We start from the raw sequence: 20,008 nt of genomic DNA, 5'->3' as shown, positions 1-20,008 counted from the left end.
CGCCGCACGCGCCCCCGCCCCCGCAACGCCCTCACCCCCCAGCCCCCAGCCCGCCACTCATGTCCCAGCCACCCATCCCCACACCTCCACCGGCCCCCGCTCCTCCCTCCACTCCCCCGGACCACCCCAATGCCGACCCCGTTTCGGCGCGGCCCCTGTTCCTCGGGTGGGCGGGCGGCGCAGACTCGGTGGCGGAGTCGAGGCGGGGTGCGGACACAGAGGCGGGAACACTTCACCCGGCGACCGCGCTTCTGCCACGATTCCGATGAAGGGGACGGGGACTTCGCACCGCCCTCCGCCCCCGGCCTCAGCCGGGCGACCGGCACCCTCAGAACCAGTGGGAGAGTCACGGTGTACTTCACCGCACTGCTCGCGCGCACCGAAGACGGGTGGGAAGCGAGCGACACGGAGCTGGACGATGTGGAGACCCTGTCCGACCTGACCGATCTGGCCAGGGAGTACGCGGAGAGGACCGGTGCCGAGGACGACACCGTGCTCGTCTACGTGGAGCAGGAGGAGGGGGCCTGGTTCGGCCTCGTCCGGGTCGACGGGGAGGACGATCCCCGCGTCTACGTCTCCGCCGCGCAGGCGGCCGCCCGCAGTTCGTACGGGGAGATCCTCCTCACCGATGAACTGCTCGGCCGCGAACCGACCGACGTCGATCCCTCGACCGACCTGGACGCCCTGGACCTCGACGGCACCGAGGAAGGCGACCCCGACCAAGAGGAGGACGCGGACCGCGAGGACTACGTCTCCGCGTCCGGCGACTCCGTACCGCCGGGCCCCGTGGGTGACGCGGAGATCCTCGCCGACCTGGGCATGGCCCCCGCCGACCTGCTCACGGTCGACGAGGCCGACCCGCTCGCCGCCATCGGGGAGGCCCTCGGCCTCGGTGAACTGGCGGACGCCGTGCGCTGACCCCCGTTCCGCACCGCCACCGCGCCGCCGTACGGGCCCCCTCGTGCGGCGGCGCTACGGTACGTGCCATGCAGCCCGAGGCACGTGCCGTGCAGCCCGATCCCGTACGAGACCCCTGGCGGCCCGCGATGCGCGCGGCGCTCAGCGAGGCCGCCGAGGCGGCCGGCGCCGGGGAGATCCCGGTGGGGGCCGTCGTGCTCGACGCGTCCGGTACGGAGGTGGCGCGGGCCCGCAACGAACGCGAGGCGACGCACGACCCCACCGCGCACGCCGAGGTGCTCGCGCTGCGCCGCGCCGCCACCGTACGCGGCGAGTGGCGGCTGACGGGGTGCACGCTCGTCGTGACACTGGAGCCCTGCCCGATGTGCGCGGGGGCGCTCGCGCAGTCGCGCGTCGAGCGGGTCGTGTACGGGGCGCGCGACCCGAAGGCGGGCGCGGCGGGCTCGCAGTGGGATCTGCTCCGCGACCGCCGCCTCAACCACCGCGCCGAGGTGATCGAGGGCGTCCTCGCCCCGGAGTCCACCGCCCTCCTGGACGCCTTCTTCGCGGCCACCCGCTGAACCGCTCCCCGGCCGGCACCCGACCGATTTCAAAGCACGGCCCCTCATGGGCTAGAGTCTGTCTCGGTAGCGTGTCCGAGCGGCCGAAGGAGCTCGCCTCGAAAGCGAGTGTGGCGTAACCCGTCACCGTGGGTTCAAATCCCACCGCTACCGCAGGTAGACGAAGGGCCCGGTCCATTGCGGACCGGGCCCTTCGTGCTGCTCCGTCTCCGTTCTCGTCTCGGTGGGGCCGCACGTGGCCCTTCGGCCCTTCGTGCGGCGGGCACGGCGTGCCCGTGAGGCGTGCCGATAGGGCGTGCGGGACGGCGTGCCCGTGAGGCGTGCCGATAGGGCGTGCGGGACGGCGTCCGCCGCCGCGTCGAAGGCGGGCTCTCGGGCGGGGGCCTCCGGCCCAGCCGAATGGCGGCAGGGCGCCTCTTGACTTCGAGCGCACTCCATCTCCTAGCGTCATTTCTTGGTACCGGCTGCTCGTAACCGGACAAAGGACTCGACGAAAGGCTCGTACGCACATGAAGCAGCGCACACTCAGGGACCTGGAGGTCTCGCCGCTCGGTCTCGGCTGCATGGGGATGTCCGCCTTCTACGGCACCGCCGACGAGAAGGAGGGGATCGAGACGATCCACCGCGCCCTCGAACTGGGCGTGAACTTCCTCGACACGGCGCAGATGTACGGCCCGCTGACGAACGAGTCGCTGGTCGGCCGCGCGGTCAAGGGCCACCGAGACGAGTACGTGATCGCGACGAAGTTCAACCTGCGGATGGACGACGCCGTCCCGGGCGACCCGAGCACGGTCGGGCGGCAGGACGGTTCGGCGGAGCACGTGCGCACGTCGATCGAGGGCTCGCTGAAGCGGCTCGGGACCGACTACGTGGACCTCTACTACCAGCACCGGGTCGACCCCGACGTACCGATCGAGGAGACGGTCGGGGCGCTCGCGGAGCTGGTCGCCGAGGGGAAGGTGCGCCACATCGGGCTGAGCGAGGCGAGCGCGCAGACGATCCGGCGCGCGAACGCGGTGCACCCCATCGCGGCCGTGCAGACCGAGTACTCGCTCTGGACGCGCGACCCCGAGGCCGAGGTGCTGCCCACGTGCCGTGAGCTGGGCATCGGCTTCGTCCCGTACTCGCCGCTCGGGCGCGGTTTCCTCGCGGGCAGGTTCTCCTCGCCCGAGGAGCTGGACGAGAACGACTTCCGCCGGCGCGGTCCCCGCTTCACCGGCGACAACCTCACGGCGAACCAGCGCCTCGCCGCGAAGGTGAAGGAGATCGCCGCCGAGAAGGGCGTCACCCCGGCCCAGCTCGCCATCGCCTGGGTCCTGGCCCAGGGCGAGGACCTCGTCCCGATCCCGGGCACGAAGCGGCGCTCGTACCTCGAACAGAACGTCGGAGCGCTGGACGTCACGCTCACGTCGGACGAACTGGCCCGCATCGACGCGGAATTGCCGAAGGCGGCGGGCGACCGCTACGACGAGGCGGGAATGCGCGCGGTCAACCGCTGAGGTGGAGTACGCCGGGCCCGGGGGGGGGGACGCACCCCGGCCGGGGCCCGGGGGCGGTACACCGCCGAACCACCGGCCTCCAGCCCGCCGGGCCCCTCGCCCTCCTGATCCGCCACTTGCCGCGCGACAGCGCGACGGTCCGGGCCACGGAGGGCGAGGCGGCCGAGTGGTCGGTCACCGACTACCTTCTCGCGGCGGTGGTCGACCACCTGGCCGCCGCGAACTGGATGTTCTCCCTCGTCAACAGCGACGGCGAGTCCGATCAACCGGACATGCCGGAACCGGTCCCGAGGCCGGAGAGGGGGCAGCGCACGCGACAGAGGAACTGCCCTCCTCCCTGACTACCGACGACTCCGAACCGCTGCCGATGCCGAACGAGTTGAGCGGTTTCTTCCGCTGACAGACGGCGAGGCCGGGCCGCGCCGGGCGCTCAGCTCAGCTCACCAGCAGCACGATCGACAGAACGAGCGACACCACGGCCACCACCCAGAAGCCCCGGAGCCAGTTCCGGACGCGTGCGGGATTGCGGGGCATCTGCGCGCTGAAGCACCACCGTTGCGGGTCCTCGGGGTCGTAGACCAGCGGCCTGTTCTCCGAGGGCTCTGATGACTTGCTGGTCGACCACACCGTGACCGTCCCGGCCCCTCCCCACATGTCGAAAGCCCACTCGACACGGAACTTCCCCCAGGACCGAACGCGCCGCACCTCCCACGCGAGAGTGTGCTTCCCCCGTGCCCGCAAGGGCTTTTGCTGGACGAAGGGGATGCCTATATAAACCAAAACGAGAACCGAGAAGACAAAGAGAAATACACAGACAGCGAGCATCGCAGCCCTTCATTTCCGGCACTCGTCCGCCAGTTCCGGAGGAGACCGGCCAGCGGCTTCGCCAACGATATGAGCGGCCCCCGGGGCCCGGGAGCCGGTTCGCTCCGGCTCACGCGAAGATCAGCAGGACGGTCGCGCCGACAGCCAGGAGCATTCCGAGCAGCACGACAAACCCGCCGACCGTGCGCCACCACGGAGCGGTGAACTCCATCAAGGTCATGGCACGCCCCGGCCTGCCAGGGTCGTAGACGAGCGCGACAGGGTCACCGCGCTCCTCACCGTCGATATCCGAGAAGTCCACCGTGATCCGCCGCTCCGTGCCGTGCTGATCCGCGTAGTGCACGACGACATCGAGCGAGCCGGTCCCGAAGCTCGCGCTCCCCCGCTCCCCCACCACGGGCTTCCCATGCCGCTTCAGAAAAAGCCTCGGCAGCAGCATGAACAACCCGATCAACGCGGCCAGGACAGCGGGCGAATAGAGAAGAACGGTCATGACACAGCACCTCTGTCTGCTCGGGTGACCTCCGCCGCCTACTGGAGTATCGAGAGCCCGATCCACGCCAACGCGAGGGGAATGAGCCCGAAAGGCGAGACGTACAGCACGCCCTTCCACGGATCGAGGCGCGAACGCTCCTCGGCGAGCTTCGTGTCCCTGTGATCCTTGGGGTCGTAGGAGAGCGTGACGCTCTGCCCTTTCTTGAAGTGCCGCCGGCCACCGCCCGACCTCACCCTGATGTGCGCCTCGATCGTCGAATCGGTCGGATCCCTGAACAGGTACGAGTACGACCTGTCCGAAGGCCGGTGCGAGGACGAGACGCACTTCCCGGTGGTCTCCCGCCTGCGCCGCCCGCGCCGCATCTCCCCGAAGGAGAGCAGGATCCCGATACCGATCCACACGAATCCCCCCGCGAAGAACCAGATCCTGCCCCCCGACAGATCCAGCGCCAATTCCTCGTACAGCACCCGATTACCTCCGTGCCCGCCCCGTCCATACCTGTCGGGGTCGCTCCGGGGCTCTCGCCGCGCGCCTCAACAGAACATCAGATCACGGCGGGAGCGGACAGGCCACACCGAAAGAGAAGGGGTGACACATGAGTTCCTCAACCGCCTAGGAGGCGAGGAAGATCGGGAACCATGGGTTCGAGTTCCACACGGAGGGCTGGAACTCTGGGACTTCTTCGCGGTCGTCGCCGTCACCAAGGCACGCACGCTCATCACGATCGGATTCCCGCCTCTGACCGATACCGGCAAGAACGTCGAAACGGCCGCGGAGAAGAAGTCGGGCAGGGCCCGCGGGGAGGGGCGCTGGCTGTTCTTCAGGAAGGGCGACTCCCCGGAGGTGCTGGTCGCCCCCTCTGCGAGGAAGTCGATACGAAGTTCACGCGGTTCGAGACGTTGCAGCGCGGCCTCGACAGCACACGCAACCGCCCGGAGAACACCGACGGCACCGCGCTGACCGTGCGGCGGGGACTGCGGAACACGAACCGCCGTCTCCAGGAGACCCACGGCGCCCCGCCGCCCCCTCGCCCCCGGCTGGCGGAATGGCGACCCGGGCGGGCCGGGGTGCCTGCGGAGCGGCCTCCGAGTGAGGGGACAGGCTAGACTCCCCGCGCGTACCGTACGACCGTACGATTGGTCGTCACGGGCGGGATGACAGTACGTCACGCACAGGGGAGGGGACCGGGGTGCCGCAGGCCAAGAAGCTCGCGCTCTTCGCGGTGATCGTCTTCGTGCTGTACGTGATCATCACTGATCCCGCCAAGGCCGCCGACTATGTCCAGATGGGCTTCGAGGGCGTCTCGGACGGCGCCAGCGCCGTCGGCGACTTCATGACGTGGGTGGCCAACGGCGGCAAGTGAGCCCCGCCGCCCGGTAACGCCCGCGCCGGGCCCGCACACCCCGTAAGGCCGCGCCCGGCGCTCCGTGGCGCCACGCACGGCGCCGCGCCAGGGTAAGCCCGGCGCCCCCGTGGAGCCGCGCCCCGCAGACCCGCCCTCGCCCCCGTACCACCGCGCGCGCCCCCTCGCGCCGCCCTTCCGCGCCCCCAACACGACCTTCACCGGTGCTTGCGCACGATGCGCATGTCTTGTGATGCTATGACCGCTTTTGACGGAAGAGTGAACAGGTCGGGTCAGGGACAGACCGAGGCGGAAAAGGGATGGCGATGACCGTGCCGGCCAGTACGACGCCCGCGACACCGCCGTCGACGACGCCCCGGAGCCGGGGGGCCGATACCCGCGCCCTGACCCAGGTGCTCTTCGCCCGGCTCAAGGACCTCACCCCCGGCAGCCCGGAGCACGGGCGGGTGCGGGCCGCGCTCATCGAGGCGAACCTGCCCCTCGTGCGCTACGCGGCGGCGCGCTTCCGCAGCCGCAACGAGCCCATGGAGGACGTCGTCCAGGTCGGCACGATCGGCCTGATCAACGCGATCGACCGCTTCGACCCCGACCGGGGCGTGCAGTTCCCGACCTTCGCGATGCCCACCGTGGTCGGCGAGATCAAGCGGTACTTCCGCGACAACGTCCGCACCGTCCACGTACCTCGCAGGCTCCACGAGTTGTGGGTCCAGGTCAACAGCGCCGCCGAGGATCTCACGACCGCGCACGGACGCTCCCCCACCACCGCCGAGATCGCGGAGCGGCTGCGCATCAACGAGGACGAGGTGCTCGCCTGCATCGAGGCGGGCCGCTCGTACCACGCGACCTCGCTGGAGGCCGCGCAGGAGGGCGACGGGCTCCCCGGGCTGCTCGACCGGCTCGGGTACGAGGACCCCGCGCTCGACGGCGTCGAACACCGCGACCTCGTACGCCACCTGCTCGTCCAGCTCCCCGAGCGCGAGCAGCGCATCCTCCTGCTGCGCTACTACAACAACCTGACGCAGAGCCAGATCAGCGCCGAGCTCGGCGTCTCGCAAATGCACGTGTCACGTTTGCTCGCGCGCAGCTTCGCGCGTCTCAGATCCGCAAACAGGATCGACGCGTAACCGGAACGGGTACTTTCGCTTTTTCCTCCCCTCAGGCCGTGACCCGCCTGAAATGGCCCCAGAAGCCCCTTTTCCTTGGTCTGCCCGGCCGCCCTTTGTCGACATACCGCTACAGCGTGTTGCCGACATGTGACATTCTGCTGGAACGGCGTTTGCCGCAGCCCGCCCTCCGGTATTCAGGGGGAAGGCTGCGTTCCTCAGACGGGAGCGCCCGCCGCGACCGTCCGCGACCTCAAGGGGGTGGCATGTCCTCCATGTCCGCCATGTCCGCAGAACAGGGCAGCTCGAAGGTGCTCACGCTCAGCAAGGGCACCCCCGACGGGCTCGACCGGGTGGCCGCCACGCCTCCCGCCAGGCCCTTCGCGGGCCGCAGCACACTCGGTACGGCGCTCCCGCAGCCCCGCACCGAAGCCCTCACGGAGCGCCTCGCCGAGGAGGCCACCGATGTGCCGTCAGACGTGCTGCCGCTCCTCGCGGCTGACGTTCCGTTGATCGACGCGCCACCGGCCGGCGTCCCGCCGGTCGACGCCCCGCCCGCCGACGCCCCGACGGGAGCGGCGCCGGAGACGGGCGCCGCCTCCTCCGCGAGCCTCGACACCCGCACCCTCTCGCGCGCCCTCTTCCTGCGCCTGGCGACCCTCGCCCAGGACAGCCCCGAGCGCGTCTACGTCCGTGACACCCTCATCGAGCTGAACCTCCCGCTCGTGCGGTACGCGGCGGCACGCTTCCGCAGCCGCAACGAACCCATGGAGGACATCGTCCAGGTCGGCACGATCGGCCTGATCAAGGCGATCGACCGCTTCGACTGCGAGCGCGGGGTCGAGTTCCCGACCTTCGCGATGCCGACCGTGGTCGGCGAGATCAAGCGGTTCTTCCGCGACACCTCGTGGTCGGTACGGGTGCCGAGGCGGCTCCAGGAGCTGCGCCTCGCGCTCACCAAGACGAGCGACGAGCTGGCACAGAAGCTCGACCGCTCCCCGACGGTGCCCGAGCTGGCGAAGGCGCTCGGCGTCTCCGAGGACGACGTCGTCGACGGTCTCGCGGTCGGCAACGCCTACACCGCCTCCTCGCTCGACTCCCCGGCTCCCGAGGACGACGGCGGCGAGGGCTCGCTCGCTGACCGGCTCGGCTACGAGGACACGGCGCTGGAAGGCGTCGAGTACCGCGAGTCGCTCAAGCCCCTGCTCGCGAAGCTCCCGCCCCGTGAGCGGCGGATCATCATGCTCCGCTTCTTCGCGAACATGACCCAGTCGCAGATCGGCGAAGAGGTCGGGATCTCGCAGATGCACGTGTCACGGCTGCTCACGCGGACACTGGCGCAGCTGCGGGAAGGGCTGATCGCGGACTGACCGCGGGGACGCGAAATCCGGGGCGGACCTCCCTGAGGAGGCCCGCCCCGGACGCGTACGAACAGGTGGAACCGCTGGTCAGCCGACGGCCAGCCACACCACGGCGGCGATGACGATGATCGCCACGACGACGCCGATGATCACTCCGACGCGGGGGCCGGAGGACGCGGCGGGCTGCTGAGCGCCGCCCTGGCGGCGCGGCGCCTCCTCGTCCACGAAGGCGCGGAACATCTGCGTGTTGCCGGCCGGGTCGGGGGTCTGCTCGGGGCCCTGGTTGTGTGCCATGGGCGGGACCCTAGCGAATCCTGGGCCGAGCCCCAAGCCAGCCCCCCGAACAAGCCCGATTCGCCCGGGTTTTGAGCACCGGTCAGTGAAGGGCGCGGGGCGGGCGGAATCAGACGCTCCGGCGAGCGAGGAGCGGGGCCGGGCAGCACTCCGACGCCGGGGCCCCCGCGAGCCCGACGAGCCCGCACCCCTCTCACGGGCCACACCGCCACCGGGCCGGATCGACGCCCGAAACTGGAGCCCGCAGAGCCGCCCCCTCACGTCCGCCCCGCCCCCGACCCCGGAGCGACGCCCGAAGCCGGGTACCGGAGCGGCACCCCGCGACGCCCCGCCCCCGGCGCCGGAGCGACTCCCGAAGCCGAGTTCCGGAGCAGCGTCCCGCGACGCAACACCCCCCTCACAGGCCACTCCGCGCCCCCACACCCACCCCTTTGCTGACCCTTTGCGAAACCTTTGACTCGCTTGGTCCGATTTCGTTTGCCTGGGGCAACCATCAGTTTTATGTTTGCCTTAAGCAACAAAAACGGGAGATCGAGATGGCCAAGCAGCCTCGATACGAGGAGCTGGCCCGTCAGCTCAGTGCCTTCGGCGTCGTCAAACGCAGCCTCGGCCGTATCCTCCCCCCCGACTGCCCCGGTGGTTCCGCCGCCGTCCTCCACCTGCTGAGCAGGTACGGAGAGATGCGGATGAGCAGGCTGGCAGAGCTGCTCGCGGTGGACATGTCCGTGACCAGCCGGCACGTGGCGCACGTGGCCGACCGGGGGTGGGTGGAACGCGTGGCGGACCCGCACGACAAGCGGTCCCGCATCCTGCGGCTCACACCCGACGGCACCGACCTGCTGGCTCAGCTCGCCGAGCGCCACGTCGCGGCGCTCTCCTACTACCTGGAGGACTGGTCCGACGAAGACGTCGACCAGCTCAACTCACTGCTCGCGCGCCTGCGCGACAGCTTCGGGGACTGCCGGACCGCCTGGTCCAAGCTCCCGGACTCCCTCGCACAGACCACTGGTACACCCTCGTAGAAGAAGGAAGTTCATGGCAACAACCACACCATCCGGTGTGCGGGGCAGCCATGCCAAGCACGGTTCCTCGGCGCCTGGCGACAACGGCCAGGTGCAGATGAGCCACCGGCAGATCATGGAGGCGCTCTCCGGGCTGCTGCTCGGCATGTTCGTGGCGATCCTGTCGTCCACGATCGTCTCCAACGCCCTGCCGGAGATCATCGGCGACCTGGGTGGCGGCCAGAGCGCCTACACCTGGGTGGTCACGGCCTCGCTCCTCGCGATGACCGCGACGACGCCGCTGTGGGGCAAGCTCTCCGACCTGTTCAGCAAGAAGCTGCTGGTCCAGATCGCCCTGGTCATCTACGTGCTGGCCTCCGCCGCCGCCGGGCTCTCGCAGAGCGCCGGAATGCTGATCGTCTGCCGCGTCTTCCAGGGCATAGGTGTGGGCGGTCTCTCCGCCCTGGCCCAGATCGTCATGGCGGCCATGATCCCGCCGCGCGAGCGCGGGAAGTACTCGGGCTACATCGGCGCGACCTTCGCCGTCGCGACCGTCGGCGGCCCGCTGCTCGGCGGCGTCATCACCGACACCTCGTGGCTCGGCTGGCGCTGGTGCTTCTACGTCGGCGTTCCCTTCGCGGTCATCGCGCTCGTCGTCCTCCAGAAGACGCTGCACCTGCCCGTCGTGAAGCGGAAGGTCAAGGTCGACTGGACCGGCGCCTTCTTCATCTCGGCGGCGGTCTCGCTGCTCCTGCTCTGGGTCACCTTCGCCGGTGACAAGTACGACTGGATCTCCTGGCAGACCTGGACGATGGTCGCGGGCGCGGTCGTGCTCGCGCTGATCTTCGTCTTCGTCGAGTCGAAGGCGTCGGAGCCCATCATCCCGCTGCGGCTCTTCCGCAACCGGACGATCACGCTCGCCTCGCTCGCCTCGCTCTTCGTCGGCATCGCGATGTTCGCGGGCACCGTCTTCTTCAGCCAGTACTTCCAGCTGGCGCGCGGCAAGTCGCCGACGATGTCGGGTGTCCTCACCATCCCGATGATCGCGGGCCTCTTCGTCTCCTCGACGGTCTCCGGGCAGATCATCACCAAGACCGGGCGCTGGAAGGCGTGGCTGGTCGCCGGTGGCGCGCTCGTCACGGCGGGCCTCGGCCTGCTCGGCACCATCGAGTACGACACCGCCTACTGGCACATCGCGATCTACATGGCGCTGATGGGTCTCGGCATCGGCATGATGATGCAGAACCTCGTGCTCTGCACGCAGAACCAGGTCAAGCCGCAGGACCTCGGCTCCGCCAGCTCCGTCGTCACCTTCTTCCGCTCCCTCGGTGGTGCGGTCGGTGTCTCGGCGCTCGGCGCGGTGCTCGGCAACCGGGTCAGCGACAACATCAAGGACGGCATCGCCGACCTCGGCCCGAAGGCGGCCAAGGCCGCCGGGGGCGCGCTGGGCAACGGCGGGGGCATCCCCAACGTCAAGGCGCTCCCGGAGCCCTTCAAGACCGTGGTCGAGAGCGCCTACGGCTCGGGCGTCGCGGACGTGTTCCTCTTCGCCGCCCCGTGCGCGCTGGTCGCCTTCCTCATCACGTGGTTCATCAAGGAGGTGCCGCTGCGCACCTCGATGAGCCAGGAACCGGCCACGACCGGCCAGGTCACCTCGGAGGCGCCCGCGGCGGCCACCGCCCAGGCCCCGGCCCCGCAGCCCGCCGCCGCGCTCAGCGAGACGCAGCCGCTCGCCGCGCAGGGCGGCGGCACGGCGACCGCCCTCGCCACCGCCCCCGTCGCCCAGGCGACGGCCGCGGAGCCCCAGGACGCGGCCCCGACCGGGGGGATCCCGGTCAGCGGCTACGTGCGCGGCGCCGAGAACGCCCCGGTGGCGCAGGCGAGCGTCACGCTCATCTCGCTCGGCGGCAGGCAGCTCGGCCGCGCCGCGGCCCGCTTCGACGGCGGGTACGCGACCGAGGCCCCCGGCGCGGGCTCGTACGTACTGATCGCCTCGGCCGACGGCTTCCAGCCGCAGGCCACGACGATCGTGGTCGGCGAGGAGCCGGTGACGTACGACATCGTCCTGAGCGGTACGAGCGGGCTCGCGGGCATCGTCCGCACCGCCGAGGCGGGCGAGCCGATCCCGGACGCGATGGTCATCGTGACCGACGTGCGCGGGGACGTCCTCGCCACGGGCAAGTCGGGCGCGCAGGGCGAGTTCGCCTTCGGCGAGCTGGTCCCCGGACAGGTGACGGTCGCGGTCAACGCGAGCGGCCACCGCCCGGCGGCCCTCCCCGTCGAGATCGCGGGCACCGGGATCACCCGGATCGAGGTCGCGCTCCAGTCGGGCGCCCAGGTGCAGGGCGTCGTCCGCGCCGCGGGCGGGCCGCTGCGCGACGCGCGGGTCACGCTCGTCGACGCGGCGGGCAACGTGGTCGGAACCACCACGACCGGGGACGACGGGGCCTACGGCTTCGCCGACCTGGACAGCGGCGAGTACACGGTCATCGCGACCGGATACCCGCCGGTGGCCACCGGCCTGACAGTCAGCGGTGCCGGGGCCCAGGGCCACGACATCGAGCTCGCTCACCCGGGCGAGTAGAGAACCCCGGTGGGCCCGCGCGCGCCCGGAGCGGAGGCGTGCGCGGGCCCTTCGCGGGAAGGGCCCCGGTGTGCGGCGGCCGGCAGGGGACGGCCGGCCACCACCGCGCACCGGGGCCCGCATTTCGTCGTACGGACGCCGGGGGCGCGCTCCCGGGGGGCAAGGAGAATGAAAACGGATGGGACTCAGCGCTCGTATCCGCACCCGTGACGGGTGGGCGGTACCGCACGCGGTCGTCACGATGACCGATATGACCGGCACGCAGGTGCTGCGCGCACAGGCCGGCACCGACGGCGACGTCCAGGACGCCACCGACCTCAAGCCGGGGCCGTACACGGTGATCGTCACTGCCGTGGGCTACGCGCCGGCCGCCTCGACCGCGCTCGTGACCGCCTCGGGGCGCGCGGAGGCGGGGACCGTCGTCCTCGCCCGCCAGGGCGGCACCGAGCTGCCGCCGCCGGGCCCCTGGTCGATCGACCCGGTGCACTCCGCGGTCGGCGCGGTCGCGCAGCACCTGGGCATCTCCAGCGTCCGCGGGCGCTTCACGCGCTTCAGCGGCCGCATCGACATCTCCGAGGACGTCGCACGCTCGCAGGTCAGCGCGACGATCGAGGCCGCGTCGATCGACACGGGCAACGAGATGCGCGACGGCCACCTGCGCTCCGCCGACTTCCTCGACGTCGAGAGCTACCCGGAGCTGACCTACCGCTCCACCGCCGTCGTCCCCGCCGGCCAGGACCGCTGGACCGTCGAGGGCGAGCTGACGATGCGCGGCGTCGTCCGCCCCGTCGCCCTCAACCTCAGCTACCTCGGCACCGGCGCCGATCCCTGGGGCGGCACCCGCGCGGCCTTCCGCGCGACGACGGAGCTGCACCGCGAGGACTTCAAGATGAACTACAACCAGGTCGTCCAGGCGGGCATCGCCGCGATCGGCACGACGCTGCGGGTCGAACTGGACATCCAGGCGGTCCAGGGAGCGGAACTGCCCCAGATGTGACCGGTCCCGGCCGGAGAAGGCGCGCTCCCGCTGCGGCGGGGGCGCGCTTTATCGCAGGCGCGGCGGCGGCCCGAGCCGGTACGGTGACGGCCGCTCCGGTATGTGGCGGGCCCGCCGACCGCCGGTACGTGGCCGGGCGCCCCGTACCCGTACCGCCCCCGGAAGGACGTGCCGCCGCCATGACCGCTCCCACCGCCCAGGACTGGGAGGGCCGCAACGCCGCGCTGTGGTCCCGTATCGACTCCCTCGCCCCCGAGGACTTCCTCGCCCGCACCGACGCGCTCGCCGCCGAGCTGGGCGCGGAGCACCCCGTCGCGCTCTTCGAGCGCGCGGCGGCACGCGACTCGGTGGGCCGCACCGAGGAGGCGGTACCGCTCTACCGGCGGGCGCTGCGCGGCGAGTTGCCCGGCGAGCGCCGCCGCCGCGCCGTCATCCAGCTCGCCAGCTCCCGGCGCGCGCTCGGCGACCCGGAGGAGGCCATCAGTCTGCTGACCGCCGAACGCGCCCACGGTGAGGACCACTTGAGCGACGCGCTGTCCGCCGTGCTCGCCCTGGCGCTCGCCGACGCGGGACGTGCCCGCGAGGGCGTCGCCGAGGCGGTCGCCGCGCTCGCCCCGCACCTGCCGCGCTACCAGCGCTCGATGGCGAACTACGCGCGGCTGATGGGGGAGGCGGCACGCGCGGAGTGAGGACGCCCGGTCCCGTCGCGGGACAGGGCGACGGGCGTAGGCTCCCCGCCATGGCACCTTCCGTCGCGACCAACACCACCGTGGACCTGGCCGGGCTGCTCGAGTTCGTACGGCCCCGGCACCACGCCATCCTCCTCACCCGCCGCGCCGACGGCTCCCCCCAGGGCTCACCGCTGACCTGCGGCGTCGACGACTCGGGGCGCATCGTCGTCTCCACGTACCCGGAGCGCGCGAAGACCCGCAACGCGCGCCGCGACCCGCGCGTCAGCGTCCTGGTCCTGAGCGACGACTTCGGCGGCCCCTGGGTCCAGGTCGACGGGACGGCCGAGGTCATCGACGCCCCGGACTCCGTCGAACCGCTCGTCGAGTACTTCCGCAACATCTCCGGCGAGCACCCCGACTGGGACGAGTACCGGGCCGCCATGCTCAAGCAGGGCAAGTCGATCATCCGCGTCACGCCGACCCGCTGGGGCCCGGTGGCGACGGGCGGCTTCCCGGCGAGGCTGGTGGAGGAGGACTGAGGGGGGCGCGAGGGGCGGGGGGGCCGCCGGGGGCCGGTGCGCGGGGGCGCGGCGGAACGGGTGCGCGAGGGCGCGGGAGGCGCCGGGTGCGCGGGCGCGGCGCGGGAGGCGCCGGGTGGGGGACTCGGCGGTCGGGCCGGGCGCCTCACCCGTACCTGTCCGCGCGGCCGTTCGTTCCCCGCCCTCAGGTGGCGGCCGTCTCCCGTGCCATCGCCTCGATGCCGGTGACGAGGAGGTCGAGGGCGAAGGCGAAATCGCGCTCGCGCATCTCGGCGACGCCACCGCCCATGCCCTCGGGGCCGAAGAGTTCCTCGGTGTCGCCGAAGGACTCGACGAACTCGGGACGACGCGCCATCGAGCCCATCGCTTCGCGGTAGTACTCGTCCTGCGTGTGGCCCGCCGCGCGGCAGCGGCGGATCACGTTGCCCTCGATCGCGCCGAACCCGTAGACGAAACGGAAGACGGCGGAGAGCGCGCCGAGTTGCTCCCTGGCGCCGAGCCCGGAGTCGTGCAGCACGGCGCGCATACGGCGTGAGAACGCCTGCGAGCACGGGCCGATGTTGAGATAGCTGCCCATGAGCGGGGCGACCCACGGGTGGCGGACCATCATCGCGCGGTAGGCGCGGGCCAGTTCCCGCAGCCGCTGCCGCCAGTCGCCCTCCAGGCCCTCGGGGCCCACGGTCAGCTCGCCCACCACGGCGTCGAGGGCGAGTTCGAGCAGGTCCTCTTTGGTGTCCACGTACCAGTAGACGGACATCGCGGTGACCTTCAGCTCACCGGCGAGCCGCCGCATGGAGAACCGCGCGAGCCCCTCGCGGTCGAGGAGCCGCACCGTCGCCGCCGTGATGCGCTCACGGTCGAGCCCGGAGGGCTGCTCGCTCCTGCGGGTACGTGTCCGGGCGGCGGCGTCCGTGAGCCACACGCTCGCCCGCGGAGCACCCACGGCGCGCCCCTTCACCATGCCCACCTCACCACGCTGCCCTCACCTCCGCCGCCGGAGCGGCCCCTGCCGGCCCCACCCGCGCCCCGCACGGGTGTGCGGACCGCTGAGGACCGCGTACCCCATGATGCGCCCTGTCCTCGCCCACGTCTGCCCTCGCGCCCCCGCGACCTGCACGGACCGGGCCGAGCGGCCCTCACGGAAGGGGACGTTCGGCGGGGCGGGAAGCGGGGTGGAGGGGTGGGGCCGGTGAGGCGTGGCGGGACACCGCGAGGGCGCCGGCGGGGCGGACCGCCAGGCGGTGAACCGCGGGTGAGCGGCTGTCGCGCAGAGCCTGCACGGCACGGACCACCCCGAAACCGGCCCGCGCCCGCTTTCATCCCTGCGAGTGAAGTGAGGGATGGGTGCGGGGCGTTCAGGCCCGGCGCGGGCGGACGCGCGGGGCGGCGTCCGGGGTGGTCGGCGTCGCGGGGAGGAGGTTGAGGGGCGGGGTGCCTGGGGCGGGTGGTGCATCGGGGCGGGGTGCGGGCGCGCCCGGTGCGGCCAGTACGGGCGCGCCCGGTACGGCCTGTGCGCGGGAAGCCGCTGCAAGCGGGCCCGGTGCGGAGGCCAGTGCGTGCGGGGCCCGGTACGGCCGGTGCGCGGGAGCCCTGCGCGAGAGCGCGTTCGGCGCGATCGAGTCCGGTCAGTGGCGTCCGGCGGGGACGGCGGCAGTGGCGGGGAGTTCGGCCGGCTTGATGAGGTATCCCGCGCCGCGCCGGGTGTGGATCATCGGCTCGCGGCCCCGGTCGATCTTCCGCCGCAGGTACGAGATGTACAGCTCGACGACGTTGGCCTGACCGCCGAAGTCGTAACTCCACACGCGGTCGAGGATCTGCGCCTTGCTGAGCACCCGCCGCGGGTTGCGCATGAGGTAGCGGAGCAACTCGAACTCGGTCGCGGTGAGATGGATGTGCGTACCGCCCCTGGAGACCTCGTGGCTGTCCTCGTCGAGTACGAGATCGCCGACCGTGAGGACGGAGGTGGACCGCCGCCCGGCACCCGCGCGCCGGATGAGCCCGCGCAGCCGCGCCACGACCTCTTCCAGGCTGAACGGCTTGCTGACGTACTCGTCGCCACCGGCGGTCAGCCCCGCGACGCGGTCGGCGGCGTCCTTCTCGGTCAGGAAGAGCACGGGCGTATCGGGCTGTTCACGGCGCATGAGGTGCAGCACGCTGAGCCCGTCCATGTCCGGCAGCACCATGTCGAGTACGACGGCGTCCGGCCGGAACCCCCGCACCTCGCGCACCGCGCCCGCGCCGTCCGTCGCGGTCCGGATCTCCCAGCCCTCGTAGCGCAGAGCCATCGAGAGCAGCTCGGTCAGATTGGTCTCGTCGTCCACGACGAGCACCCGGACGGGACGCCCGTCCACGCTCGCTTCGGTGTGCCCCTGGGGCGGAATCGTGGTCATGCGCCCCATCCTGTGCGTCCCCTCTGAGAGGCCCCTTGCGCGAATCTGTGATTTCGCTGAGAAATCCGTCGGGCGGTGGCAAAGGGAGGGTGAGCGTAGGCAAAGAGGGGCCCGGAAGAACGCGGAGGGACGGGTGTCGGGGGCGGCCCTGGGGTTGTGGTGGACCTCCGCCAACGTGGGGAACAGGCCGGGCCGGAAGCCTCCCGCAGGCAGCCGCACGGACCGGAGGCAGGCGGCCCTCAGAACAACTCCCCCTGTTCTCCTCCCTCCCCCACCCGCTCGACGAGTCCCGCCGTCGTCACCTCGTCCTCTCCCACCCCCGCGAGGCACCACCCCGCGAGCCGCCGGGTGTCCAGCACGACGGTCCCGGGCTCGCCCGCGACATCGAGGTGAACATCGGGACCCGCCACACCCCGTACCGTCCCCACGAGCACCGCCCCGTCCCGCAGCCCGCGCACGAACCCCCCGTACGGCAGCGGCAGCCCGAAGAAGCCGCCGTGCTCCACTACCTCACCGGGCAGCGGCGCCAGCGTCTCCGGCCATCCGGCAAGCCTCCGCGCAGCCCGATGCGTCCGCCCCAGCTCCGCCCGGCAGTCGCCGCCGCCCCCGCGGGCCGCCCGCTTGCGCGCGTACGGAATCCGGTCCGGCACCCCCAGTCCGTGCCGTACCACCTCCTCGGCCCGCCGCGCCGCCATCAACGGCCCCTGCCCGAGCCAGCAGTACGCGAGCGCACCCTGCTCCAGCAGCCGCACCCCCTCGCGCGCCGCCCCCGTGATCCCGACCTTCACGAGCCCCGGCCCGAACCACGCCAGGTACACGCGGTACGGGCGCGGGTCGTCCGCGTACGTATCCGCCGCCACGGACCGCACCCGGTCCAGCGTCGCGCACTCCTCGCACTGCGCCCGCGCACCCCCTTCCCCGAGCACGGCCCCCCGGCCGCACTCGCGCCACCGGCCGCCCCGCCACACCCCGAGGCACCGCCGCTCACCCACCACCCGGAACCCGACCCGCTCCCCCGCGCCGAGCCCGCTGACCCGCTCCCCCACCCACCGCAGCCCCACTCGCCCGGACGCCTCCCACCGCGCCCCGGCACACCACCACCCACCACGTTCCATCGCGCCGACCGTAACGGAAGCCACTGACAACGGACCCCCGCCACCTCCCACGTACTACCCGGGGCCCCCGATCCTCGTCCGTCCGCACAACGGCGCGGATCACGAAGAGGACACATCTCCCCCACATCGCCCCCACATTCCCCACCGGCTCACTACCGTCGTCCCACTTCACCAAGAGCGCTCCCGGGGGGGGGGACCAGATGAACAGCCCGCACCCGTACGGCACACCGGAGCCGTCCACCACGGGGCCCGGCCCCGCGCGCCCCCTGCACAAGCGCGTCCTCGTCTGGGTGGGCGGCACGGCCCTCCTGCTCACCGGCGGGCTCATCGGCTCCGCCGGAGCCGGCGACCAGGAGACGGTTGCGGCGAAGGCGGCACCCGCGACCACCGTGACCGCGCGGGCGACCGTTACCGCCACGGCCACCCCCGAGCCCGCGCCCACCGTCACCACGACGGTGAAGGCCAAGCCCGAACCCGCCCCCACCGTCACCGTCACGGTCACCAGAACCGCCCGTGCGACCACCGGCTCGGGCAACAGCGGCGACAGCGACACGGCCCAAAGCGGCACCAGCACCTGCTCGATCGTCTCCGACGCGGGCAACTGCTACGCGGCGGGCCAGTTCTGCCGCAACACCGACCACGGCGCCCGCACCACCACGGCCGCCGGCACCCCGATCACCTGCTCCTACCGCTCAAACGCCTGGCGCTGGACCTACTGACGCCACACCCCACCCGTCAGGACCACCCCTGTACGCGAAGACGAGAAGACGCCCCGGAACACCGCCCACGCAACACAAAGAGGCCCCGGATCTCTCCGGGGCCTCTTCCCTGTGTGCACTCGGCAGGATTCGAACCTGCAACCTTCTGATCCGTAGTCAGATGCTCTATCCGTTAAGCTACGAGTGCTTGTGCTCGGCGCCTGGGTTTTTGTCCCCCGGCGGCCTTGCGAGAACAACATTACATGAAGGTCGCCCGGACGCGAAATCCGTATCGCATACCTGGTCTGAGCTGGGCGTACGGCTGTTTTCGGGGGTTGCCCGCGCGCGCCGAAGCGCCTCCCTGGAGCACCCCGTGCGCCACCCTCTCCCCGGCGCCCCCGAGCCTCCGCTTCCGTGGCCGGGAACGCCTCAGGGCCCCGTCGTCCTGGGGACGAGCGGGGCCCTGAGGGTGCTGCGGAGGCGGAGGGATTTGAACCCTCGATGGGGGGTAAGCCCCAAACCGCATTAGCAGTGCGGCGCCATAGACCGGACTAGGCGACGCCTCCAAAAGCCACACCTGCCTGCGAACGAGCGCCTGCGGGTGCGTGGAGATGATGACACAGCCGTGCGGGCTGCCACCAATCGGCACCCACGGTACTAGGCGGCAAGGGGTGGGGCAAAGAGCTTTCGGCGCCCGTTCCCGGGGCGTGCGCGGGCGCTCCACCGCTGGTCGCGCGGCGTCGCGCGCCCTCTCCGCCCGCCGTCGCCCGCCGTCGCGAGCCCCCTCCCCGCCGAAGACCCCGCGTGTCCTCCCCCCGCCCCCTCCCGTTGTGCACGCTGATGCGGGACGGGGCCACCGTGCCGCGCGCCTGGCCTGAGCGAGGGTTCATGTCCGTCTTCCGTCCGCGTGCTTCCCGTTCCTCCCTGCTCCTCCTCGGCTGCCTCCTGGGCCTCGGCGCCGGGGCCGGGCCGGCCGCCGCCGTCTCCGTGGCGGGGCCGGTGCGGGGTGACCGGCTCCACGTGGAGGTGAAGGAGGACGGCGGGCCCGTCACGCGGTACGAACTCCGCTGCCACCCCACCGGCGGCGACCACCCCGACGCCCGCGCCGCCTGCGCACGGCTCGACAAGGCGACCGTGTGGGGGCACGACACCTTCGCGCCCGTACCGTCCGACGCGATCTGCACGATGCAGTACGGCGGGTCGCGGACCGCGCATGTCACCGGGGAGTGGGCCGGGCGGCCCGTCGACACCACGTTCACGCGGGCCAACGGATGCGAGATCGCGCGCTGGGACAGGCTCGTACCGCTGCTGCCCGCGCAGGGCGAGGCGGGGACGGGCGCCGTCTAGAGCTGTACGCCGCGCGTGGGCCGACGCGCTCCGACCCGACGCGGCCCGGCACGCCTACCCCCACGCGCTTCTCACCCGCCCCCCACGCCCGGTCCGGCACGCGCGCCCCACACGCGACCCGGCGCGCGTGTCGACCCCGTACGCGCCCCCACACGTCCCCCGCCCGCCCCGGCTCCCGACCCGCCGACCCGCTCCCCCTCCCTTCGCCCGTCCCCGGTCCCCGCGCCGCCACCTCGCGAAGCTCCCG

At 72.0% G+C, this 20,008-nt stretch carries 22 protein-coding genes and 3 tRNA genes; 16 read left to right on the top strand and 9 right to left on the bottom strand.

What is annotated here, in order from left to right:
* The first annotated feature begins 351 nt into the window (after positions 1 to 351).
* The 5 genes from IF99_RS0110850 (at position 352) to IF99_RS0110830 (ending at position 3,318) form a co-directional block, all read left to right on the top strand.
* Positions 352 to 918 carry a hypothetical protein gene (locus IF99_RS0110850; RefSeq protein WP_030996188.1) on the top strand — a complete coding sequence of 189 codons (567 nt, stop codon included), beginning with the start codon at positions 352 to 354 and terminating at the stop codon, positions 916 to 918.
* 68 nt (positions 919 to 986) lie between these two features.
* Entirely contained in the window at positions 987 to 1,478 is a 492-nt protein-coding gene (tadA, locus tag IF99_RS0110845) for a tRNA adenosine(34) deaminase TadA (RefSeq protein WP_051703439.1), read from the top strand.
* Positions 1,479 to 1,543: 65 nt separating this feature from the next.
* Positions 1,544 to 1,631: transfer RNA gene (locus IF99_RS0110840), tRNA-Ser, on the top strand.
* Positions 1,632 to 1,987: 356 nt separating this feature from the next.
* The gene (locus tag IF99_RS0110835; protein ID WP_030996186.1) at positions 1,988 to 2,977 is read left to right on the top strand and encodes an aldo/keto reductase; all 990 of its coding nucleotides are present in this window, start codon (positions 1,988 to 1,990) and stop codon (positions 2,975 to 2,977) included.
* A 116-nt stretch (positions 2,978 to 3,093) separates the two neighbouring features.
* Positions 3,094 to 3,318 carry a hypothetical protein gene (locus IF99_RS0110830; protein ID WP_199806479.1) on the top strand — a complete coding sequence of 75 codons (225 nt, stop codon included), beginning with the start codon at positions 3,094 to 3,096 and terminating at the stop codon, positions 3,316 to 3,318.
* Between the two features lie 94 nt (positions 3,319 to 3,412).
* Here the strand turns inward: IF99_RS0110830 and IF99_RS34860 are convergent, their stop codons facing one another.
* The 3 genes from IF99_RS34860 to IF99_RS0110815 form a co-directional block, all read right to left on the bottom strand.
* Positions 3,413 to 3,631 carry a hypothetical protein gene (locus tag IF99_RS34860; RefSeq protein WP_234340651.1) on the bottom strand — a complete coding sequence of 73 codons (219 nt, stop codon included), beginning with the start codon at positions 3,629 to 3,631 and terminating at the stop codon, positions 3,413 to 3,415.
* Positions 3,632 to 3,911: 280 nt separating this feature from the next.
* Complete coding sequence (locus tag IF99_RS0110820) at positions 3,912 to 4,295, bottom strand: DUF3592 domain-containing protein (RefSeq protein ID WP_030996183.1); 384 nt, start codon at positions 4,293 to 4,295, stop codon at positions 3,912 to 3,914.
* Between the two features lie 38 nt (positions 4,296 to 4,333).
* Positions 4,334 to 4,765 carry a DUF3592 domain-containing protein gene (locus tag IF99_RS0110815; protein WP_030996182.1) on the bottom strand — a complete coding sequence of 144 codons (432 nt, stop codon included), beginning with the start codon at positions 4,763 to 4,765 and terminating at the stop codon, positions 4,334 to 4,336.
* A gap of 121 nt (positions 4,766 to 4,886) precedes the next feature.
* Between IF99_RS0110815 and IF99_RS32220 the strand changes: the two genes are divergently transcribed.
* The 4 genes from IF99_RS32220 (at position 4,887) to IF99_RS0110800 (ending at position 8,134) form a co-directional block, all read left to right on the top strand.
* On the top strand, positions 4,887 to 5,258 hold the full coding sequence (locus tag IF99_RS32220; protein ID WP_234340650.1) for a hypothetical protein: 372 nt from the start codon (positions 4,887 to 4,889) through the stop codon (positions 5,256 to 5,258).
* Between the two features lie 229 nt (positions 5,259 to 5,487).
* On the top strand, positions 5,488 to 5,661 hold the full coding sequence (locus IF99_RS33390; protein WP_030996181.1) for a hypothetical protein: 174 nt from the start codon (positions 5,488 to 5,490) through the stop codon (positions 5,659 to 5,661).
* Positions 5,662 to 5,960: 299 nt separating this feature from the next.
* Positions 5,961 to 6,785, top strand: a complete 825-nt coding sequence (locus IF99_RS0110805; RefSeq protein WP_030996180.1) for an RNA polymerase sigma factor SigF — start codon at positions 5,961 to 5,963, stop codon at positions 6,783 to 6,785.
* A gap of 263 nt (positions 6,786 to 7,048) precedes the next feature.
* The gene (locus IF99_RS0110800) at positions 7,049 to 8,134 is read left to right on the top strand and encodes an RNA polymerase sigma factor SigF (protein WP_030996178.1); all 1,086 of its coding nucleotides are present in this window, start codon (positions 7,049 to 7,051) and stop codon (positions 8,132 to 8,134) included.
* Positions 8,135 to 8,212: 78 nt separating this feature from the next.
* Here the strand turns inward: IF99_RS0110800 and IF99_RS0110795 are convergent, their stop codons facing one another.
* Complete coding sequence (locus IF99_RS0110795; protein WP_030996177.1) at positions 8,213 to 8,419, bottom strand: hypothetical protein; 207 nt, start codon at positions 8,417 to 8,419, stop codon at positions 8,213 to 8,215.
* 536 nt (positions 8,420 to 8,955) lie between these two features.
* On the opposite strand from IF99_RS0110795, the gene IF99_RS0110790 reads away from it, so the two are divergent.
* The 5 genes from IF99_RS0110790 (at position 8,956) to IF99_RS0110770 (ending at position 14,211) form a co-directional block, all read left to right on the top strand.
* Positions 8,956 to 9,441 carry a MarR family winged helix-turn-helix transcriptional regulator gene (locus IF99_RS0110790; protein WP_030996176.1) on the top strand — a complete coding sequence of 162 codons (486 nt, stop codon included), beginning with the start codon at positions 8,956 to 8,958 and terminating at the stop codon, positions 9,439 to 9,441.
* A 13-nt stretch (positions 9,442 to 9,454) separates the two neighbouring features.
* Positions 9,455 to 12,004: an MFS transporter gene (locus tag IF99_RS0110785; RefSeq protein WP_030996175.1), complete on the top strand. Its 2,550-nt coding sequence runs from the start codon at positions 9,455 to 9,457 to the stop codon at positions 12,002 to 12,004.
* A gap of 178 nt (positions 12,005 to 12,182) precedes the next feature.
* Complete coding sequence (locus IF99_RS0110780; protein WP_030996174.1) at positions 12,183 to 13,001, top strand: YceI family protein; 819 nt, start codon at positions 12,183 to 12,185, stop codon at positions 12,999 to 13,001.
* Between the two features lie 179 nt (positions 13,002 to 13,180).
* A complete protein-coding gene (locus IF99_RS0110775) occupies positions 13,181 to 13,690 on the top strand; it encodes a tetratricopeptide repeat protein (protein ID WP_030996173.1) in 510 nt (169 codons plus the stop codon).
* Positions 13,691 to 13,740: 50 nt separating this feature from the next.
* Positions 13,741 to 14,211: a PPOX class F420-dependent oxidoreductase gene (locus IF99_RS0110770; protein WP_030996172.1), complete on the top strand. Its 471-nt coding sequence runs from the start codon at positions 13,741 to 13,743 to the stop codon at positions 14,209 to 14,211.
* Positions 14,212 to 14,395: 184 nt separating this feature from the next.
* On the opposite strand, the gene IF99_RS0110765 is transcribed toward IF99_RS0110770, so the two are convergent.
* The 3 genes from IF99_RS0110765 to IF99_RS0110755 form a co-directional block, all read right to left on the bottom strand.
* On the bottom strand, positions 14,396 to 15,172 hold the full coding sequence (locus IF99_RS0110765) for a TetR/AcrR family transcriptional regulator (RefSeq protein WP_030996171.1): 777 nt from the start codon (positions 15,170 to 15,172) through the stop codon (positions 14,396 to 14,398).
* Between the two features lie 664 nt (positions 15,173 to 15,836).
* On the bottom strand, positions 15,837 to 16,601 hold the full coding sequence (locus tag IF99_RS0110760) for a response regulator transcription factor (protein WP_037826718.1): 765 nt from the start codon (positions 16,599 to 16,601) through the stop codon (positions 15,837 to 15,839).
* 239 nt (positions 16,602 to 16,840) lie between these two features.
* Positions 16,841 to 17,716, bottom strand: coding sequence for a DUF2797 domain-containing protein (locus IF99_RS0110755; protein WP_234340649.1), 876 nt, complete (start codon positions 17,714 to 17,716; stop codon positions 16,841 to 16,843).
* Positions 17,717 to 17,916: 200 nt separating this feature from the next.
* Here IF99_RS0110755 and IF99_RS0110750 point away from each other — a divergent pair, with 200 nt between their 5' ends.
* A complete protein-coding gene (locus IF99_RS0110750) occupies positions 17,917 to 18,435 on the top strand; it encodes a hypothetical protein (protein WP_030996168.1) in 519 nt (172 codons plus the stop codon).
* Between the two features lie 114 nt (positions 18,436 to 18,549).
* Here IF99_RS0110750 and IF99_RS0110745 read toward each other — a convergent pair.
* Both IF99_RS0110745 and IF99_RS0110740 read right to left on the bottom strand, forming a co-directional pair.
* Positions 18,550 to 18,622, bottom strand: a tRNA-Arg gene (locus IF99_RS0110745).
* A 267-nt stretch (positions 18,623 to 18,889) separates the two neighbouring features.
* A tRNA-Ser gene (locus tag IF99_RS0110740) sits at positions 18,890 to 18,980 on the bottom strand.
* A 322-nt stretch (positions 18,981 to 19,302) separates the two neighbouring features.
* On the opposite strand from IF99_RS0110740, the gene IF99_RS0110735 reads away from it, so the two are divergent.
* On the top strand, positions 19,303 to 19,761 hold the full coding sequence (locus IF99_RS0110735) for an SSI family serine proteinase inhibitor (RefSeq protein WP_030996167.1): 459 nt from the start codon (positions 19,303 to 19,305) through the stop codon (positions 19,759 to 19,761).
* Positions 19,762 to 20,008 lie beyond the last annotated feature (247 nt).

Source organism: Streptomyces sp. NRRL F-5630 (assembly GCF_000719475.1).
In the GTDB taxonomy this organism is placed as follows: Bacteria; Actinomycetota; Actinomycetes; order Streptomycetales; family Streptomycetaceae; genus Streptomyces.
The sequence above is the reverse complement of the archived record's forward strand: the minus strand, read 5'-3'. Positions and strand labels throughout refer to the sequence as shown.

Bases quoted from the DNA above. Each gene is read 5' to 3' on its own strand.
- IF99_RS0110750 (WP_030996168.1), top strand. From the start codon at position 17,917: ATGAACAGCCCGCACCCGTACGGCACACCGGAGCCGTCCACCACGGGG.
- IF99_RS0110780 (WP_030996174.1), top strand. From the start codon at position 12,183: ATGGGACTCAGCGCTCGTATCCGCACCCGTGACGGGTGGGCGGTACCG.
- IF99_RS0110760 (WP_037826718.1), bottom strand. From the start codon at position 16,601: ATGACCACGATTCCGCCCCAGGGGCACACCGAAGCGAGCGTGGACGGG.
- IF99_RS0110735 (WP_030996167.1), top strand. From the start codon at position 19,303: ATGTCCGTCTTCCGTCCGCGTGCTTCCCGTTCCTCCCTGCTCCTCCTC.
- IF99_RS0110800 (WP_030996178.1), top strand. From the start codon at position 7,049: ATGTCCGCAGAACAGGGCAGCTCGAAGGTGCTCACGCTCAGCAAGGGC.
- IF99_RS0110785 (WP_030996175.1), top strand. From the start codon at position 9,455: ATGGCAACAACCACACCATCCGGTGTGCGGGGCAGCCATGCCAAGCAC.
- IF99_RS34860 (WP_234340651.1), bottom strand. From the start codon at position 3,631: ATGTGGGGAGGGGCCGGGACGGTCACGGTGTGGTCGACCAGCAAGTCA.
- IF99_RS0110795 (WP_030996177.1), bottom strand. From the start codon at position 8,419: ATGGCACACAACCAGGGCCCCGAGCAGACCCCCGACCCGGCCGGCAAC.
- IF99_RS0110790 (WP_030996176.1), top strand. From the start codon at position 8,956: ATGGCCAAGCAGCCTCGATACGAGGAGCTGGCCCGTCAGCTCAGTGCC.
- IF99_RS0110765 (WP_030996171.1), bottom strand. From the start codon at position 15,172: ATGGTGAAGGGGCGCGCCGTGGGTGCTCCGCGGGCGAGCGTGTGGCTC.
- tadA (WP_051703439.1), top strand. From the start codon at position 987: ATGCAGCCCGAGGCACGTGCCGTGCAGCCCGATCCCGTACGAGACCCC.
- IF99_RS0110805 (WP_030996180.1), top strand. From the start codon at position 5,961: ATGGCGATGACCGTGCCGGCCAGTACGACGCCCGCGACACCGCCGTCG.
- IF99_RS0110820 (WP_030996183.1), bottom strand. From the start codon at position 4,295: ATGACCGTTCTTCTCTATTCGCCCGCTGTCCTGGCCGCGTTGATCGGG.
- IF99_RS0110835 (WP_030996186.1), top strand. From the start codon at position 1,988: ATGAAGCAGCGCACACTCAGGGACCTGGAGGTCTCGCCGCTCGGTCTC.
- IF99_RS0110755 (WP_234340649.1), bottom strand. From the start codon at position 17,716: ATGGAACGTGGTGGGTGGTGGTGTGCCGGGGCGCGGTGGGAGGCGTCC.
- IF99_RS0110770 (WP_030996172.1), top strand. From the start codon at position 13,741: ATGGCACCTTCCGTCGCGACCAACACCACCGTGGACCTGGCCGGGCTG.
- IF99_RS0110775 (WP_030996173.1), top strand. From the start codon at position 13,181: ATGACCGCTCCCACCGCCCAGGACTGGGAGGGCCGCAACGCCGCGCTG.